Source organism: Pseudodesulfovibrio sp. zrk46 (assembly GCF_012516435.1).
Lineage (GTDB): Bacteria > Desulfobacterota > Desulfovibrionia > Desulfovibrionales > Desulfovibrionaceae > Pseudodesulfovibrio.
Genome location: NZ_CP051216.1, coordinates 437,841 through 452,961 on the forward strand (window position 1 = coordinate 437,841; position 15,121 = coordinate 452,961).

At 55.6% G+C, this 15,121-nt stretch carries 14 protein-coding genes; 8 read left to right on the forward strand and 6 right to left on the reverse strand.

Annotation, left to right across the window (positions count from 1 at the left end):
* On the forward strand, nucleotides 1-1,497 hold the full coding sequence (locus HFN16_RS02005) for an ATP-binding protein (protein ID WP_168889111.1): 1,497 nt from the start codon (nucleotides 1-3) through the stop codon (nucleotides 1,495-1,497).
* A 22-nt stretch (nucleotides 1,498-1,519) separates the two neighbouring features.
* Entirely contained in the window at nucleotides 1,520-3,058 is a 1,539-nt protein-coding gene (locus HFN16_RS02010; protein WP_168889112.1) for a response regulator, read from the forward strand.
* 6 nt (nucleotides 3,059-3,064) lie between these two features.
* Here the strand turns inward: HFN16_RS02010 and HFN16_RS02015 are convergent, their stop codons facing one another.
* The 4 genes from HFN16_RS02015 to ispH all read right to left on the reverse strand — a co-directional run bounded on the left by HFN16_RS02015 (nucleotide 3,065) and on the right by ispH (nucleotide 8,885).
* Nucleotides 3,065-5,944, reverse strand: a complete 2,880-nt coding sequence (locus tag HFN16_RS02015; protein ID WP_168889113.1) for an EAL domain-containing protein — start codon at nucleotides 5,942-5,944, stop codon at nucleotides 3,065-3,067.
* A 131-nt stretch (nucleotides 5,945-6,075) separates the two neighbouring features.
* On the reverse strand, nucleotides 6,076-7,077 hold the full coding sequence (gene moaA / locus HFN16_RS02020; RefSeq protein ID WP_168889114.1) for a GTP 3',8-cyclase MoaA: 1,002 nt from the start codon (nucleotides 7,075-7,077) through the stop codon (nucleotides 6,076-6,078).
* Nucleotides 7,078-7,084: 7 nt separating this feature from the next.
* Nucleotides 7,085-7,447: a molybdenum cofactor biosynthesis protein MoaE gene (locus HFN16_RS02025; protein ID WP_168889115.1), complete on the reverse strand. Its 363-nt coding sequence runs from the start codon at nucleotides 7,445-7,447 to the stop codon at nucleotides 7,085-7,087.
* Between the two features lie 589 nt (nucleotides 7,448-8,036).
* Nucleotides 8,037-8,885, reverse strand: coding sequence for a 4-hydroxy-3-methylbut-2-enyl diphosphate reductase (ispH, locus tag HFN16_RS02030; RefSeq protein WP_168889116.1), 849 nt, complete (start codon nucleotides 8,883-8,885; stop codon nucleotides 8,037-8,039).
* Between the two features lie 145 nt (nucleotides 8,886-9,030).
* On the opposite strand from ispH, the gene HFN16_RS02035 reads away from it, so the two are divergent.
* Nucleotides 9,031-9,657, forward strand: coding sequence for a TetR/AcrR family transcriptional regulator (locus tag HFN16_RS02035; protein WP_168889117.1), 627 nt, complete (start codon nucleotides 9,031-9,033; stop codon nucleotides 9,655-9,657).
* 116 nt (nucleotides 9,658-9,773) lie between these two features.
* Nucleotides 9,774-10,544, forward strand: coding sequence for a glutaminyl-peptide cyclotransferase (locus HFN16_RS02040; protein ID WP_168889118.1), 771 nt, complete (start codon nucleotides 9,774-9,776; stop codon nucleotides 10,542-10,544).
* 54 nt (nucleotides 10,545-10,598) lie between these two features.
* On the opposite strand, the gene lgt is transcribed toward HFN16_RS02040, so the two are convergent.
* Nucleotides 10,599-11,411 (reverse strand): prolipoprotein diacylglyceryl transferase, encoded by an 813-nt coding sequence (gene lgt, locus HFN16_RS02045; protein WP_168889119.1) that lies wholly within the window; start codon nucleotides 11,409-11,411, stop codon nucleotides 10,599-10,601.
* A gap of 104 nt (nucleotides 11,412-11,515) precedes the next feature.
* On the opposite strand from lgt, the gene HFN16_RS02050 reads away from it, so the two are divergent.
* The 3 genes from HFN16_RS02050 to HFN16_RS02060 all read left to right on the forward strand — a co-directional run bounded on the left by HFN16_RS02050 (nucleotide 11,516) and on the right by HFN16_RS02060 (nucleotide 13,704).
* Nucleotides 11,516-12,268, forward strand: coding sequence for a hypothetical protein (locus tag HFN16_RS02050; protein WP_247648410.1), 753 nt, complete (start codon nucleotides 11,516-11,518; stop codon nucleotides 12,266-12,268).
* A 15-nt stretch (nucleotides 12,269-12,283) separates the two neighbouring features.
* The gene (locus HFN16_RS02055) at nucleotides 12,284-12,952 is read left to right on the forward strand and encodes a tetratricopeptide repeat protein (protein ID WP_168889120.1); all 669 of its coding nucleotides are present in this window, start codon (nucleotides 12,284-12,286) and stop codon (nucleotides 12,950-12,952) included.
* A 134-nt stretch (nucleotides 12,953-13,086) separates the two neighbouring features.
* Nucleotides 13,087-13,704, forward strand: coding sequence for a 3'-5' exonuclease (locus HFN16_RS02060; RefSeq protein ID WP_168892231.1), 618 nt, complete (start codon nucleotides 13,087-13,089; stop codon nucleotides 13,702-13,704).
* 27 nt (nucleotides 13,705-13,731) lie between these two features.
* On the opposite strand, the gene arfB is transcribed toward HFN16_RS02060, so the two are convergent.
* Nucleotides 13,732-14,160 (reverse strand): alternative ribosome rescue aminoacyl-tRNA hydrolase ArfB, encoded by a 429-nt coding sequence (gene arfB, locus HFN16_RS02065; RefSeq protein ID WP_168889121.1) that lies wholly within the window; start codon nucleotides 14,158-14,160, stop codon nucleotides 13,732-13,734.
* Between the two features lie 419 nt (nucleotides 14,161-14,579).
* Between arfB and HFN16_RS02070 the strand changes: the two genes are divergently transcribed.
* Nucleotides 14,580-15,068: a YchJ family protein gene (locus HFN16_RS02070; RefSeq protein WP_168889122.1), complete on the forward strand. Its 489-nt coding sequence runs from the start codon at nucleotides 14,580-14,582 to the stop codon at nucleotides 15,066-15,068.
* Nucleotides 15,069-15,121 lie beyond the last annotated feature (53 nt).

Sequence of the window (15,121 nt, forward strand, 5' to 3'; positions counted from 1 at the left end):
ATGCCGCAAATGAAGGGAAACAGGATCATGACAGGGGCAGTGACCACCATCATAGCTCTGTTCTCTTGCGCCCTTCCCGCCGCGGCCCATGACGATCTCATTACGCCCAACGGCGACTTGATTCCGTACCTTTTGATGGCCTTTGTCGTGGCCGCCATCATCACTTTGGCCCTGCTCTACTTCAACCGGGTGCTCAAGCGAGGCATTGAACGACGAACCGGGGAGCTCAAGCGGAACCAGGAAAGTCTGCGTCAGGTCATTGATCTGATGCCCAACATGATTCACGTTAAAAATCGCGAGGGACGCTTCCTCCTCATCAACCGCACCATGGCGGACAGCCTCGGTAGTACCGTGGATGAACTGACAGGCTCCCTGCATTCGGACGTCCACCCCAACGCAAAAGAGATGGAGCGCATCCGCGAGGATGACATGGTCGTTTTTGACAACGGTTTTCCGCAGGTAAAAATGGAGGAGCCGTATCACTTCGTTGACGGTTCGATCCACTGGCTGCAAACGACTCGACTCCCGTATACGCCTGCCGACTCTGATGAGCCCGCCGTGCTCACATTGGCCGTAGATATCACCCGCAGAAAGGAAGACAATGAGGCGCTGCAAAAGTCTCAGGACGAATTGCAAAAGCTCAATGAGGAGCTCGAACAACGGGTGGAAGAGCGCACCGCAAGCCTTGCTGCGGCCAAGGAAGAGTTGATGGAATCTCTTGACCAGTTGAAGCAGACACAGGAGGAGCTGATTCTGTCCGAGAAGCTCGCGGCACTGGGTGGTCTGGTTGCGGGCGTGGCCCATGAGATCAACACCCCGCTGGGAGTGGGCGTCACAGCCGGTTCCTTCCTGAGTGACAACCTCAAGGACATGGCAAAGCGCTTCGATCAGGGAGAACTCAAGAAGTCGGACCTGGAGAAGTTCATAGAGACCGGGACCGAGTCGTCCAAGACACTTATGACCAACTTGAACAGGGCTGCCGAACTCATCCGCAGTTTCAAGCAGGTCGCAGCCGACCAGTCTTCGGAACTGCGACGCCCCTTCAACCTCCGCGAATACGTGGACGAGGCTCTGCTCAGCTTGCGGCCAAAATACAAGCGAACAGGCCACGTTATCGAAAACCACTGCCCGGATATCGAGATAGACAGCTATCCCGGTGCCTTCATGCAGATCATCACCAACCTGCTGGTCAACGCACTGATCCACGCATACGATGAAGACGATTATGGCCATATTGTCATGGACGGAACGGTGGAGAATGACAAACTGGTTTTCACCTTCAAGGATGATGGCAAAGGCATGGATAATAATACCATGGACAAGGCCTTTGAGCCCTTCTACACTACTAAAAGAGAAAAAGGCGGAACAGGCCTTGGTTTGCACATCGTGTTCAACACGGTAACGCAGACTCTGGGCGGCACAGTCCGCATGACGTCCGAGCCGGGCAAGGGAACTGAATTTACGATCACTATGCCCCTGTCCGAAAAAACGGTTTGACCGTCCAACACTGGAATAAGCTATGGATGATGAACTGATTTTCGCCGATGAGACTGACGAGAGCCCACTTCAACTGGAAGCCAAGTGGAAGCTGCTGGTGGTGGACGATGACGAATTCGTCCACAAGGTCACTTCCATGGTGCTCACGGACTACGAGTTCGAGGGCTTCGGCCTTGAGATACTCAGCGCCTACTCAGCCGATGAAGGCCGCGAACTCCTGAAGCAACACCCAGACACCGCAGTCATCCTGCTGGACGTTGTCATGGAGACCCCGCAGGCAGGCCTTGATCTGGCAGACTGGATTCGCCACGACCAGGGCAACAAGATGATCCGCATCATCCTGCGCACCGGTCAGCCGGGCGAAGCCCCGGAAAAGGATGTCATCGTTCGCTACGACATCAACGACTACAAGGAAAAGTCGGAGCTGACCTCCCTCAAGCTGACCACCACCGTAACCACGGCCATCCGCTCCTACCGCGATATCCGCACCATCGAGCAGAACCGCATGGGGCTGGCCCAGATCGTGGCAGCCTCCCCCACCATGTTCAAGACGCAATCCCTGTGCGATTTCGCCTCGGGCGTCCTGACACAGCTTGCGTCCACACTGACCATTGACCAGTCCAGCGTGTACGCACGCATGTCCGGTCTGGCGGCTGCCGAACAGGAAGGTGAACTCACGGTCATTGCCTCCACAGGCAAGTACAAGAACATGCAGGGCGCCTCCGTGGAATCCCTTGCCGATGTAAAGGCTCGCAAGGATATCGCCGCGGCCCTGAAGCAAAAGAAGAGCTTTTTCAGCGGCGAGTCATTCGTGGGCTACTTCAGAACGGGAAGCGGTTCCGAGAACGTCATCTACATGACCACTCCCAGAAAGCTCGGCGACAACGACCGTACCCTCATTGAAATTTTCTCGGCCAACATTGCTGTGGCCTTTGACAACATCGACCTCAACTCCGTGATCACGGAAACCCAGCGCGAACTTCTCTTCACACTGGGCGAGGTGGTGGAAACCCGCTCGTCAGAGACCGCCAACCACGTCCGCCGTGTGGCTGAGTATTCCTATTTGCTAGGGCTCAAGGCCGGCATGTCCGAAGAAGATGCAGAGTGCCTCAAGCTCGCATCGCCCATGCATGACGTGGGCAAGATCGGCATTCCCGATTCCGTACTGCTCAAGCCCGGAAAACTGGATGCAGACGAATTCGACATCATCAAGCGGCACACCCTCATCGGCTATGAAATCCTGCGGGGTTCCAACAGACCCATTATGCAGATGGCCGCCACTGTCGCCCTGCAGCACCATGAGCGCTGGGATGGCACAGGCTACCCCCATGGCCTCAAGGGAGAAGAGATCCACCTGGCAGGTCGCATCACCATGATCGCCGACGTATTTGACGCACTGGCCACCACCCGCGTCTATAAGGACGCATGGCTACTCAGCGACATTCTCAACTATCTGGAAGACTACAAGGGAACGCAGTTCGATCCGAATCTGGTCGATATTTTTGTGAATAATCTGGATGAATTTCTGGCGATCAAGCAGCAACTGCCCGACGACGACTAGAGGCCTTTAATCTACGTACTCGTGGCAGATGGCCATCTTGCTCTGCAGGTAGACGATCACGTCTTCCAGCGGCAGCGGCTTGCTGTAGTAATACCCCTGCACCATCTCACACCCGTAGGCTTCCAGCAGTTCCAACTGGGCACGGGTCTCCACTCCTTCGGCCACCACCTTGACGCCAAGGTTGTGCGCCATGAGCACGATGGTCTCAACGATCTGCGCATCAGACATGTCGTCCGTCATGTCACGCACGAAGGACTGGTCGATCTTGAGCACATTGATGGGGAAATTCTTAATGTAGTACAGCGAGGAATGCCCGGTACCAAAATCATCGATGGCAATGGAAATACCGCGCGCTGACAGCAGGTTGAGCTTTTCCACCGAAGTCTCGATATCGGTCATAAGAGTGGATTCCGTGATCTCCAACTCCAACTTCTTGCTGGGCAGGCCGTTGCGTTCGAGATTGGCAATGACGGTGTCCACCAGATCTTCCTGCTCGAACTGCAGCGGCGACAGGTTGACCGACACGGTGATATCCGAGCAGCCAACACCATCCAAAAGCTGCATGGCCTGACAAGAGGTCTCCAGCACGAACTCGCCAAGGGGCACGATGAGGCCAGTCTCTTCCGCAAGGGGAATGAAATCCGCGGGGCTGACAATGGTGCCGTCGGGCTTGGCCCAGCGCACCAGCGCCTCCATGCCCATAACCGTACCGGTCTTGAGATGAATCTTGGGCTGGAAGTAAACGGTGAACTGACGATCCTTGATAGCCTGACGCATGTCGCTCTCCAGCTTGAGGCGACGTGAGATTCGGTCGTTCATCTCCTGGGTAAACAGGAAATAGACGTTCTTGCCCTTGGCCTTGGACTGGTACATGGCCATGTCAGCATTCTTGATCAGGATATCAGCGTCTTCACCATCATCAGGATACAGCGTCACGCCTATGGACGGGGTAACTTCCACTTCCTCATTCACGAGGACAAACGGCTCGGCAAAAACAGCCATGAGGCGATCTGCCAACTCGATGACCTCACGCTCATCTTCCACATGTTCCACCACGATGAGGAACTCATCACCGCCCAGACGGGCTACGGTATCCGCATCACGGAAGTCATTCTTGAGGCGCTCACCCACCTGCTGGATAAGGATGTCACCCACGGCGTGGCCCATGGAATCATTAATCTTCTTGAAATTGTCGATATCGAGGAACAGCACCGCAACTTTGAAGTCCTCACGCTGGGCGTGGGCAATGGCCACGGACAGACGGTCCTGAGCCAGCGTGCGGTTGGGCAGGCCGGTCAGGGCATCATGATATGCCTGATGCTCAAGCTGCTTGTCCTTGAGCTTCATGTCGGAGATATCGTGGAAGACTGCGACGTAGTTGCAAATTTCCCCGTCTTCATCACGCACGGAACTAATGCTTAGAATCTCTGGGTAAGTCTCGCCATTCTTACGTCGATTCCAGATTTCACCGTGCCAGCGGCCTTCTTTCTGCAAGTTGAGCCACATGTCACGGTAAAAATCATCATCGTGGTGTTCGGACTTGAGGACACGCGGGTTCTTGCCCAGCACTTCTTCCGGAGTATAGCCCGTGATGGAAGTAAATGAGGGGTTCACCTCGACCATGTTGCCATTGGTATCGGTGATGGAAATTCCTTCAAGGGCATTATGGAAGACCATGGCGAACAGTTTGAGTTGTTGCTCGGCCTTGACGCGCTCATCGATCTCCGCCTTGAGATCGTTATTAAATCCTTCCAGTTGCGACATGTACTGGTTGAATCGCATGGCGAGTTCGCCCACCTCGCCCTGACACTTCACATCTGCTCGCACGGACAGGTCGCCGCGTTCAGCCTGCGACATACTCCCAGCCAACGCCTTGAGCGGTCTGGCGATATCCGAGCCAAGGTAATACCCCAACGGCAGAATGATCAGAACAACCACAGCTCCAGTCAGGAGAAGCAGGTTTCTCAAACGCTCCAGTGGCGAGTACACTTCGTCCAGATAGCTGGCGGAACAGACGAACCAATCCATCTCTGGGACGGAACGGAACACCATCAGTTTCTCACGCGGTGTCATGTAACCGGGATCGACCCACCAGTAGGTGATCTGGCCGTCGCCCTGCTCCAGCACAGACTGGAAGAGGTTGCTGCCTTTGGCTCCCTTGGTGTTGGTCACATTCCCCTGCAACCACGGATGGATGATCATGTCACCCTGTGCGTCGACAATGAACACGTAGCCACTCTTTCCGATAATGTGGGAGTCCACAACCGACCGGAAATCATTGATATCCACCAGCGCGGGGAATTCACTGCGATAGGAGGAAACGGAAACAATCCAATCCCATGGCTCGAAGTACATCATGTACAGCGCCTTGGGCCGCTCTTCCCTTTCGCCGGGGTTAGCCCATTCGTATTCTATGTACCCCTGTCTCTGGCCAGTTTGAACCTTGCCCAACCAGTGTTCGGAAAGATCTCGCCCCTCCATGCCCAAGGCCGGATGCATCTCCACAATGCCCTTACCCGACATGGCATAAATGTAGCCGGTTTCACCGATGGTCTGACTGAGAAGAATGCGTCGGGCTTCCGCACGCGCTTCCACTTCACTCATTTCACCAGTCTGCACCGCCTCGTTGAATCCCTGAAGGATTTCCACGTTCTTTTCGGCAATGGCCCGAAGGCGATTGCGAATGGAAACGCGCGCAGCCACTTGAACAGTGTCCCGAATCCCCTCGGTGGAGGTTTCCAGTTGCAGCAGGATATTATCTTCCAGGCTGTCACGGACAGTGGAATAAATCACGACAGCAGCAAGCCCCGTGGTCAGTATGAACAGCACGGTGAAAGCCGCCATCAAGCGGTATTTGATACTTATCTTTTGGAACCAATCGGCCATGAGTTTCCCTATCGACTTATCCTGTCGCCTTTTTTCAGCAACAGTTGCGTCCTCTAACCCTATGGATTCCTCGCCCGTTTGAAAAGTGTATTATAACAAAAATAACGAGCTTATAGGTATGAAATCGAGGATCAACCGCCGATGGAGGCCATGCGGGTTCGGCATACGCCCTGACCAGCTGGCATCCGTTCGAGCAGATCATGGCCGATGGGCTTGTGCCTGCTGGCGCTACGGATGATTTTTTCCACCTGCTTGAGGCCCAGTTGCGGGTGACGCAGGACCGGGCGCAAGCGATACACCTTGTCCGAGAACAGGCAGGTGCGGAGATTGCCGTCAGATGTCAGACGCAGGCGATTGCAGGTTGCACAGAAATGATTGGTATACGGAGAGATGAGGCCAATACGCCCCTGACCGCCTTCGATCTCGAACATGCGAGCCGGGCCATGTTGCTTGTCACCGTTCTCAACAGCCTTGAGGGAAGCCAGTTTCCCGGCCTCGGCCAGGATATCGTCCGCCTTCCACACGGCCTTGTCGGCCCAACCCGTCTCCAGCCCCACGGGCATGAATTCGATGAATCGCATATCCACGGGATTATTGCGTGCAAAGTCCACGAACGCAGGCAGTTCATTGTCATTGACGCCACGCATGGCAACGGCGTTGACCTTGACCTTCATACCCGCTTCCAGACACCGGTCGATATTGGCGCGGACCTCATGGAACAGGTCGCGTTTGGTCACTTCCTCGAAGCGTTCCGGATTCATGGTATCCAGCGAGATATTCACCCGACGGATACCAGCGGCAGCCAGCGGGGCCACATAATCCTTGATGAGCGTCGCATTGGTCGTGACACACAGGTCCACATCCGGGAACTGTTCTGCCGCCGCGATCATGAAATCGGCAAAGCCTTTGCGCACGAAGGGTTCCCCGCCGGTAAAGCGGACCTTCTCCACGCCCATGTCTACAGCCATCCCCATGAACTCGAGGATTTCCTCATAGCGCAGGATATCAGGGTGAGGGATGAACTCCTTACCCTCGCCCGCACAGTAGGTGCACTGCAGATTGCAACGGTCGGTCACGCTCACGCGCATGTAGCTAGCCTTGCGGCCGTGCTTGTCTTCGAGAAGTTTATGCATGACGCCCCTAGGCGAATATTTCCTTCTTGGTCACAGCCTCGGCCTTGACGCGGTCCAGGAAGTCGGCCAGCGCGGCCTTGACGTTTTCACGAATATCACCGGCCACGATCAGAAAGAGCACGTCGTCGCCCGGCACCATTTTGCCTGCGTTGGCATGGGCCACTGCCCGGAAGATGCCTTCACGAGCTTCGATTTCCTGCCGGATTTCTTCCATTTTTTCGTAATCCGGAGTGATCTCGATTCCGGTCACTTCAGCACGATCCGCACGGGACCAGCCACGTACGATGCCGTTATGCACCAGAATCATGCCCACATTTTCCGTGAACCCAGGTTCTTTTTTCAGATCAGCGAGAGCCTTGTTGATATCCATGATGATTCCTCACTTATATTGATGAGCTTATGTACAACTAAGCATGCCAGTCCACCAAGGCAAGCATCCCTTTTTTGCCTGCGGTCCGGCACTGTCCGGATCGTATAGTGCCCACGAAATTTATAATACCAACTATTTCCGGTCATGTTACTGTGTAATCGACGCCCCTGTGGCGTCTGAAAAAGCACATTCCTCCCAGGACGTTGCCCGTCCGGACGCATACCAGGAAAGGATGCACCCCCCTGCGGCACGGCTGCCCTCCACTTAAACGCCGTGCACCCCGCGCAGGTTCCGGCGGACGAACGGGCTTCCAGCACGGGGCCAGGGTCAGCTTTTTGGGGCCGGTCATCCCCCAAAAACCGCCTGGCCCCTGCCAGTTTGCGGGAATGAGGGGAATTGCTGCGTCGCTGCGAAAGACTCAGACCCTTGCGTATTGGAATACGCGGCGGCCCTGAGTTTTTCTTGCTCCTTGCACTTCCCCCCATTCCCGCAAACTGGTTGATTTCGTTGGTGGGACCAACGAAATCAACGGCGTGAAGAGGTTGGAGTGGCAACAAAGATGGTGTCAAATAGCGATGAGAACGGTCTGCTAGAGATCGTTCAGGGTGTCGAGCACTTCTTGGATCAGGTGGTGCGGGGTGGAGGCTCCGGCGGTGACGCCGATGCGGGAGAAGCCACGCAGACTGTCGAGATCGAGTTCGCCGACCGTCTCCACGTGTTTGCACGGGGTTCCCTGATCGGTCACCACTTGGGCGAGACGACGGGTGTTACCACTGTTGTAGCCGCCCACGACCACCATGAAGTCCACTTCGGTGGCCAGTTTGTTGGCCTCTTTCTGGCGAAGCTTGGTGGCGTCGCAGATGGTCTGAAGCACTTTAACGTCGATATTTTTGTTCTTTTCCAGCTTTTCGGCAATGGCGTCGAAGATCACCCGGTCCTGTGTGGTCTGGGCTGCCAGCACGTAGGACTTGCCCTTTACCAGCGGATAGCTGTCCAACTCTTCTTCGGAGTCGAACAGGAAGTGGCCGTGCTCGGCGTAGCTTACCAGGCCACGTACTTCGGGGTGATCGGCCTCGCCGTAAAGCAGGAGTTCGCGGCCCTCGGCTGTGTGCCGACGAATCAGCAGTTGTGCTTTTTTCACGCGAGGACAGGTGGCATCCTTGATGACAACATCACGCGAACGCAGGGCTTCTTCCACCTCACGAGTGATGCCGTGGGCGCGGATGACGACGCAAGCGCCGGAAGGGACATCTTCGGGTTCTTTGGCGATGATTACGCCTTGATCGCCATACCATTTCAAGACCTGAGGATTGTGGATGATGGGACCGAGAATGTAGATGGGACGGCCCTCGGCTGCGGCGACGAGCTTGTCCAGGCGACGAAGTGCCAGGTCCACGCCCATACAAAAACCAGCGGTTTCAGCGAGTATGATCTCCACAGAAAATATCTCCTTCCGCCCGGTTAAGTCCTCTGACAGGATTGTACCATACCGGTGAAATACAAGGCTTGACTTTCACATAAAGGCGGATATAGTTTAAAACAAATGTTTTAAGCACAAAAAAGTTAAAACGGAGTTCATCATTATGAACGATGCGCCTGACGTCAACACAAAAGATGCGCTTCTGGCCGCGGCCATGGAAGTCTTCGCGGACAAGGGTTTTGATGCAGCCACGGTTCGTGACATCTGCGGAAAGGCCAACGCCAACGTGGCAGCCGTCAACTACCACTACGGCGGCAAGGACGCCCTGTATGTGGCTGTCCTCGAAGAGGTCTTCCCTCAGGAAGAGAACGACCGATTCGTACCGGACGCGAACCTGTCCCCCGAAGAGCAGTTGCGCGCATACCTTCTGGCGCTGATCAGCGAGATATACGAACGCGGTGACGACCTGATCACCCAACGTTGGGCCATCTTCCTGCGCGAAATCGCCAAGCCGAGCCACAACCTCGACTTCATCGTACGCCGCCAGGTGCAGACTCGCGCCGATGAGCTCCGAGCCATTGTCAGCGACATCATGGGTCCGGGCACGCCTGACCATGTGCTCGCCTTTGCCAGCTCCAGCATCTGGGCACTCGCCATGGACCACGTCACCACCCAGCCCATCCTCGATCGCCTGTCGCCGCCGCGCCCACGCGTTCAGGACCATCTGGAACTGTTCGTGGACCACGTCCTCAAATTTTCCCTCGGCGGCCTCAAGGCCATCAAGGAATAGTGCATGGGTTGAGAGCCTGGTCACCTTCCATGACCACCAAACGGTTTTCTGCAACCTTCTCACTGTGGCGGGCGCGGGCATGATGCCTGTTCCCGCCACAGATGCGTTTTAAGAATATGATACGCCATACATTTTTCATATTTCTGATGATCGCCAGCCTGCTACTGGCAATCCCCGCTCAGGCCAAAGCCCCTGTGGAGCTGGCACGCATTGTGGCGGAGTACCCGCACGACAGCGACACCTCCACGCAGGGCCTCATCTATCGTGACGGCCTTTTCTACGAGACGTCTGGCGGCTGGGAGATTTCCTATATCGCCATTGTTGACCCGGCCTCGGGCAACATCCTCAAGAAGCAGGCAGTGCCTGCCCGCTACTTCGCGGAAGGGCTCGACATGCATGCAGACAGACTGTTCATGCTCACATGGCAGTCCGGCATCGGCTTCACCTATGCCCTCGACTCACTGGACCAGCTTGGCTCTTTTGCCTATCGACACGGCAGGGATGCCTCCGAAGGCTGGGGCCTGACCAACGATGGCAGCCACTTCATTCGCTCTTCCGGAGAGGCTCGTCTCTACTTCCACTCCCTCGACAACTTCACCCTGACCGACTCCATTGACATCAAAGACAAGGAGCGTCTGATCAACAGGCTCAATGAACTGGAGTATGTGGAAGGGCTGGTCTACGCCAACCTCTGGAAAGAGGACACCATCGCCGTCATCGATCCTGATACCGGACAGGTCATGAAGTACATCGACCTGAAACCGCTGCGAAAACGCCTGAACAAGAGCTCCGGCGTCGCCAACGGCATCGCGTATGACCGAGTGACGCAAAAGCTCTACGTGACCGGCAAGCATTGGAACAAGCTGTTCGAAATTTCCATCAAATAAAAAAGGGCCACCCTACACCGGGTGGCCCTTTTCATTCTCAGCTTCAATTCGATCCTAGCGAAACTCAGCCGGAATCGTAGGATTGGTCTTTTCATTGCGATACGCCCACCACAGGTAGGTCACGCCGAATACGATCATCGGCAGGCACAAGATCTGCCCCATGGACATCCAGTTGAGGGCCACAAATCCGAGGTGCGCATCGGGCTCGCGAGCAAACTCCACCGTAAAGCGGAAGATGCCGTAGCCGAGAAGAAACACCGCTCCCACGCAACCACGCGGACGGGGCTTCATGGAGTACCACCACACGATGATGAACAACAGGACGCCTTCCAGTGCGGCCTCGTACAATTGGGAGGGGTGACGCAGCATCGGGCCTGCGCCGGGGAAAACCATGCCCCACCAGCCATCGGTTTCACGGCCCCAGAGTTCGGCATTGATGAAGTTGCCGATGCGCCCGAAGAAAAGCCCCGGAGGCACCAGCGGTGAGACAAAGTCGCCGACTTCCGTAAAGGTCATGTTATTGAACCGTCCGAACAGCCAGCATGCGAAGAGGACACCGAGCAGGCCGCCATGAAACGACATGCCGCCTTCCCATACTGCAAATATCTTCAGCGGTTTTTGCAAATAGTATGAGGCGTTGTAGAACATGCAGTAGCCAAGGCGTCCGCCCGCCACCACGCCCACAACGGCCCAGGTGATGAAGTCGTCCATCTTGGTCGGCGTCATCTTGTTCCACGGTTTATTGGCGCGGTACCGGCCCATGAGCCAGCCGCTGACAACGCCGAAGACATACATCATGCCGTACCACCGCAGATGCAGGGGGCCGATAGAAATCATATTGGGATCAAAATAAGGGTAACTGAGCATCCGGTTCTCCGGCATGTGCCGTCTTTGTTTTCGTTTGAAATTAAGGTATGCTGCGTCCGACACAAGGTGTGCCTTTTTGGATTCAACGTCAAGGCTCGGACCAAATGGATATGGAAAAACCGCAGGAACTCGACATTCTCGAAATGCCCTTTGAGGGGCTGGCCGCCTATTGGCTGTCCGTCAAAAAAATTCTGGACGCCAAAAAAGGCCGCTCCATCATCGATGAAGAGATCGCCCACACGGACGAACCTTTCATCCTTCACCTGCTGGAAACAGTATACACGCCGCTGTCACGCAACATGGTCCGCCGGCTGGCCGGGGTCAAGAAGGAAACCCTCATTGAGGACTATACCCGCAAGATCGACCTCATGCGCGTGGCCGCCTATGCCATTGCCGCCGGCGAGAACCCGCACGTCACGCTGGTTCGCATGGACTCCAAGTTCTCTGTCCCGCCCATTGGCGAATCCAAGGCCATGGACATGGCCACCGCCATGTTCGACGCCATCAAGCCCAAAGGCGTCAAGCTCGACATCCTGCTTTCCGTAGATCACAAAATCCAGGTAGACCGCCTGCTGGTCAAGCTGCTGTTCTTCTCCATGTATGCCCGTCGAGAGGGCAAGCAGACGCTGGAAAAATTTCTGCCCTACTTCAATTCGCGTTTTTTTGCAGAGGGCGTCTCGTTGGCCATCGACAATTTTGAGGCCGACTTTCTGGACCATCATCTCATGAGCATGCGGGATAATACGTTGCGCGAAACCGCGCGCAAGATGGACATGGCCACGGAACTGGCCCTCGGCATCCGTGACAAACACTCCTATGACGACCTGTTCCGCATTGCCCGTGCATATATGCCCTAACCACGAGGTATCGATATGAAGACAAGAAACATAGCCATCGCTGCCCTGATCATTGCAACCGCTGTCCTCGCCGCACACCCGGCCTTTGCCTGGCAATCCGTGCGCGTCGGACAAAAGAACTTTGAACGCGCATGGTCTGCATACAGCTTCAAACGCTACGACAAGGCAAACGAATATTTCGCCACCAGCGCGGACGCCTTTGCCAAGGCACTGAAAGAATATCCGCCAAGCCGCACCGTCATGTTCCCGTCCAACCTGACCATGACGGGCATCAGCATGTACCATGCAGGTCGCTATCAGGAATGCATCAAAGTCATGGCCAAGGCCCAGTACAAGGACGACACCATCATGGAGACGTATCTCTTCACGGCCCTGTCCTATGCACGCCTCGGCAACAAGGACGAAACCACCTCGTGGCTGGAAAAGTTCATCAAGTCGTACCCCATGCAGCGCACCATCGCGGCTGAGGCAAACCGGCAGTTAACCGACCTCCAGACCGGCTCACCGGACCTGAAAGCTGTGGCCGACGCCATCGATGCGGCAGCCATAGCCCAGTTCCAGTCTAACCGTGTCAGCACTGGCAATACACTCAACGCACCCAATGAACAATGCAACGGCAATTACTGGTGGAGAAACTACCGGGCACCATGTGAATCCAGCAAGTTTCCCCAGAACAGCAATTAACCTCTGCGAAATGGATATTTTCAAACGTCCATTTCGCTTTTTTTCACGTCGGACTTGACTAACAGGTATAAAATATTCAACCATCCGTCACTTCCACGGGATGTATATCCCGAAAAAGCTATTTTTTGTATCAAATGACCAAGGCTGCCAGCATACCCGACAAATATCTCCGCGCTTTTTCGAAAGCCGATATTAATGAGATGCCCCTTCGACGTTACGAGGGGCCTATTACTGTTGTGCGCACTGAAAAACAGCGCACCATGGCTCTCAAGGAGATGGAAGGGGAGCCGCTACTCGGCTTCGATACCGAGACCCGTCCAGTCTTCAAAAAGGGCCGCAAACCGGGTCCGCCCTCTCTTATCCAGCTTGCCACCGCTGAACGCGCCTACGTTTTTCAGATAAATATTCTGAAGCTCTGCAACGGCATCTGCGATCTGCTGGCCGATCCCTCCGTGGTCAAGACCGGCGTGGCCGTCCGCGACGACATCATCGGCCTGCAACGACTGGCCAACTTCAAACCAGCCAACTTTGTCGATCTCTCCGACATCACGGCCAAGGCCAAGCTGCAGACCCACGGGCTGCGCAACATGGCCGCCAACCTGCTCGGCTTCCGCATTTCCAAGTCCGCCCAGTGTTCCAACTGGTCCAAGGAAAAGCTCACACCGCAACAGGTCAACTACGCTGCTACCGACGCATGGGTCAGCCGCGAGTTGTATATCGCCCTCGACGATCTCGGGCTTATCAAAAAATAAATTAGGTTGCGCGCCAACGGCGCCAGGCTAATATTCGCCGTTCAAGTTCGGCATCTTGCGTTGTTTCTTACGCTCGGCTGTTCTTTTCTTGCGATCCAGACGTTTCCGTTTGGCCGACTTGGGCACACGCGTTTCCTTGCGCACCGTCACCGGTTTCAGCGCCCATTGCATCAACTCTACGAACCGTTCAATGGCGCTATCCTTATTGGATTTCTGGCTACGGAATCTCTGCGATGTCACCCGGAGCACGCCCCGCTTGTCGATACGGCGGCGCAATTTCCCTTTCACCGCCACTTTTTGCAGTTGCGACAAGGCGCTACTTTTGTCCACGTTGAAAAGCAGCGTCACGCGAGTGTCCGCCGTGTTCACATGTTGACCGCCCGGGCCGGAGCTTCGGGATGTGATGAACCGTATCTCTTCATACGGGATGATGCAGGTTTCCGTAATGCGAATCATGGAGCGCACCGTGCCATGAGTGAGGAGACAGGGCAAGGAGAGAAGGAAAATCAGGTTTTGAGGTCAGCCTGCGGCCTCCGTTTTGTATAAACAAGCAGGGCTTCCCGCCCTATCTCTGCTGTCGTCATATCTAAAGCTCGAAGACTCGCTAAGAGCTGACAGCGCCCCGGCTTAAGGCCGAGGGCCTTAAGAATCCCATCTGCGGCTGTCGCCGCAAAGCTAGTCCGCGCCGAAGGCGCAAAAGTGGGATCCAAGGGCGCGAGTCCTTGACCGTCGGAGGCGAAATCACCCGACCATCGCAGCGCAGCGGCATCCCAACTAGTAATCCCGCAATTGACAGGCACTCCGCTTTCCTTATAGTTGAGCTATCTCAATCAACGAAAACCAACGGCCGCTTGAGGCCTTATGAGGATATTACAATGACCAAGCCTTGCCCTTGTGGTTCCGGTAAAGAATCCGTCGAGTGCTGCCTCCCCATCATCTCTGGAGAAAAACCCGCACCGACCGCCGAAGCGCTGATGCGCTCCCGCTACTCTGCCTACGTCAATCAGGAGCTGGACTACCTCAAGACCTCCCTGGCTCCTGAAGCCCTGGATGGCCATGACGACGCCTCGGTCAAAGACTGGGCTGAGAAAGCCGAATGGCTCGGCCTCGAGATCCACGACAAGTGGGCTGGCGAAGAAGGAGACGAAGCCGGTATCGTCGAATTCACTGCCAACTATGCCATCGACGGCGAAGCTCTCTCCCACCGCGAGCGCGCCGAGTTCAAGAAGATCGACGACCACTGGCGCTACGTGGACGGCCACATGGTCTCCGGTCCTCCGGTCCGCAAGGAAAAGAAAGTCGGCCGCAACGAGCCCTGTCCCTGTGGCTCCGGCAAAAAGTACAAGAAGTGCTGCGGCCGCTAGGCTATTCGAATTTGACAGTAAAAAGGCTGCCGTCCTCTGACGGCAGCCTTTTT

Excerpts from the sequence above, each read along its gene's own strand:
- arfB (WP_168889121.1), bottom strand. The coding sequence starts at position 14,160 with ATGATTCGCATTACGGAAACCTGCATCATCCCGTATGAAGAGATACGG.
- HFN16_RS02005 (WP_168889111.1), top strand. The coding sequence starts at position 1 with ATGCCGCAAATGAAGGGAAACAGGATCATGACAGGGGCAGTGACCACC.
- HFN16_RS02025 (WP_168889115.1), bottom strand. The coding sequence starts at position 7,447 with ATGGATATCAACAAGGCTCTCGCTGATCTGAAAAAAGAACCTGGGTTC.
- HFN16_RS02035 (WP_168889117.1), top strand. The coding sequence starts at position 9,031 with ATGAACGATGCGCCTGACGTCAACACAAAAGATGCGCTTCTGGCCGCG.
- HFN16_RS02050 (WP_247648410.1), top strand. The coding sequence starts at position 11,516 with ATGGATATGGAAAAACCGCAGGAACTCGACATTCTCGAAATGCCCTTT.
- HFN16_RS02040 (WP_168889118.1), top strand. The coding sequence starts at position 9,774 with ATGATACGCCATACATTTTTCATATTTCTGATGATCGCCAGCCTGCTA.
- HFN16_RS02015 (WP_168889113.1), bottom strand. The coding sequence starts at position 5,944 with ATGGCCGATTGGTTCCAAAAGATAAGTATCAAATACCGCTTGATGGCG.
- HFN16_RS02060 (WP_168892231.1), top strand. The coding sequence starts at position 13,087 with ATGACCAAGGCTGCCAGCATACCCGACAAATATCTCCGCGCTTTTTCG.
- lgt (WP_168889119.1), bottom strand. The coding sequence starts at position 11,411 with ATGCTCAGTTACCCTTATTTTGATCCCAATATGATTTCTATCGGCCCC.
- HFN16_RS02070 (WP_168889122.1), top strand. The coding sequence starts at position 14,580 with ATGACCAAGCCTTGCCCTTGTGGTTCCGGTAAAGAATCCGTCGAGTGC.
- moaA (WP_168889114.1), bottom strand. The coding sequence starts at position 7,077 with ATGCATAAACTTCTCGAAGACAAGCACGGCCGCAAGGCTAGCTACATG.
- HFN16_RS02055 (WP_168889120.1), top strand. The coding sequence starts at position 12,284 with ATGAAGACAAGAAACATAGCCATCGCTGCCCTGATCATTGCAACCGCT.
- HFN16_RS02010 (WP_168889112.1), top strand. The coding sequence starts at position 1,520 with ATGGATGATGAACTGATTTTCGCCGATGAGACTGACGAGAGCCCACTT.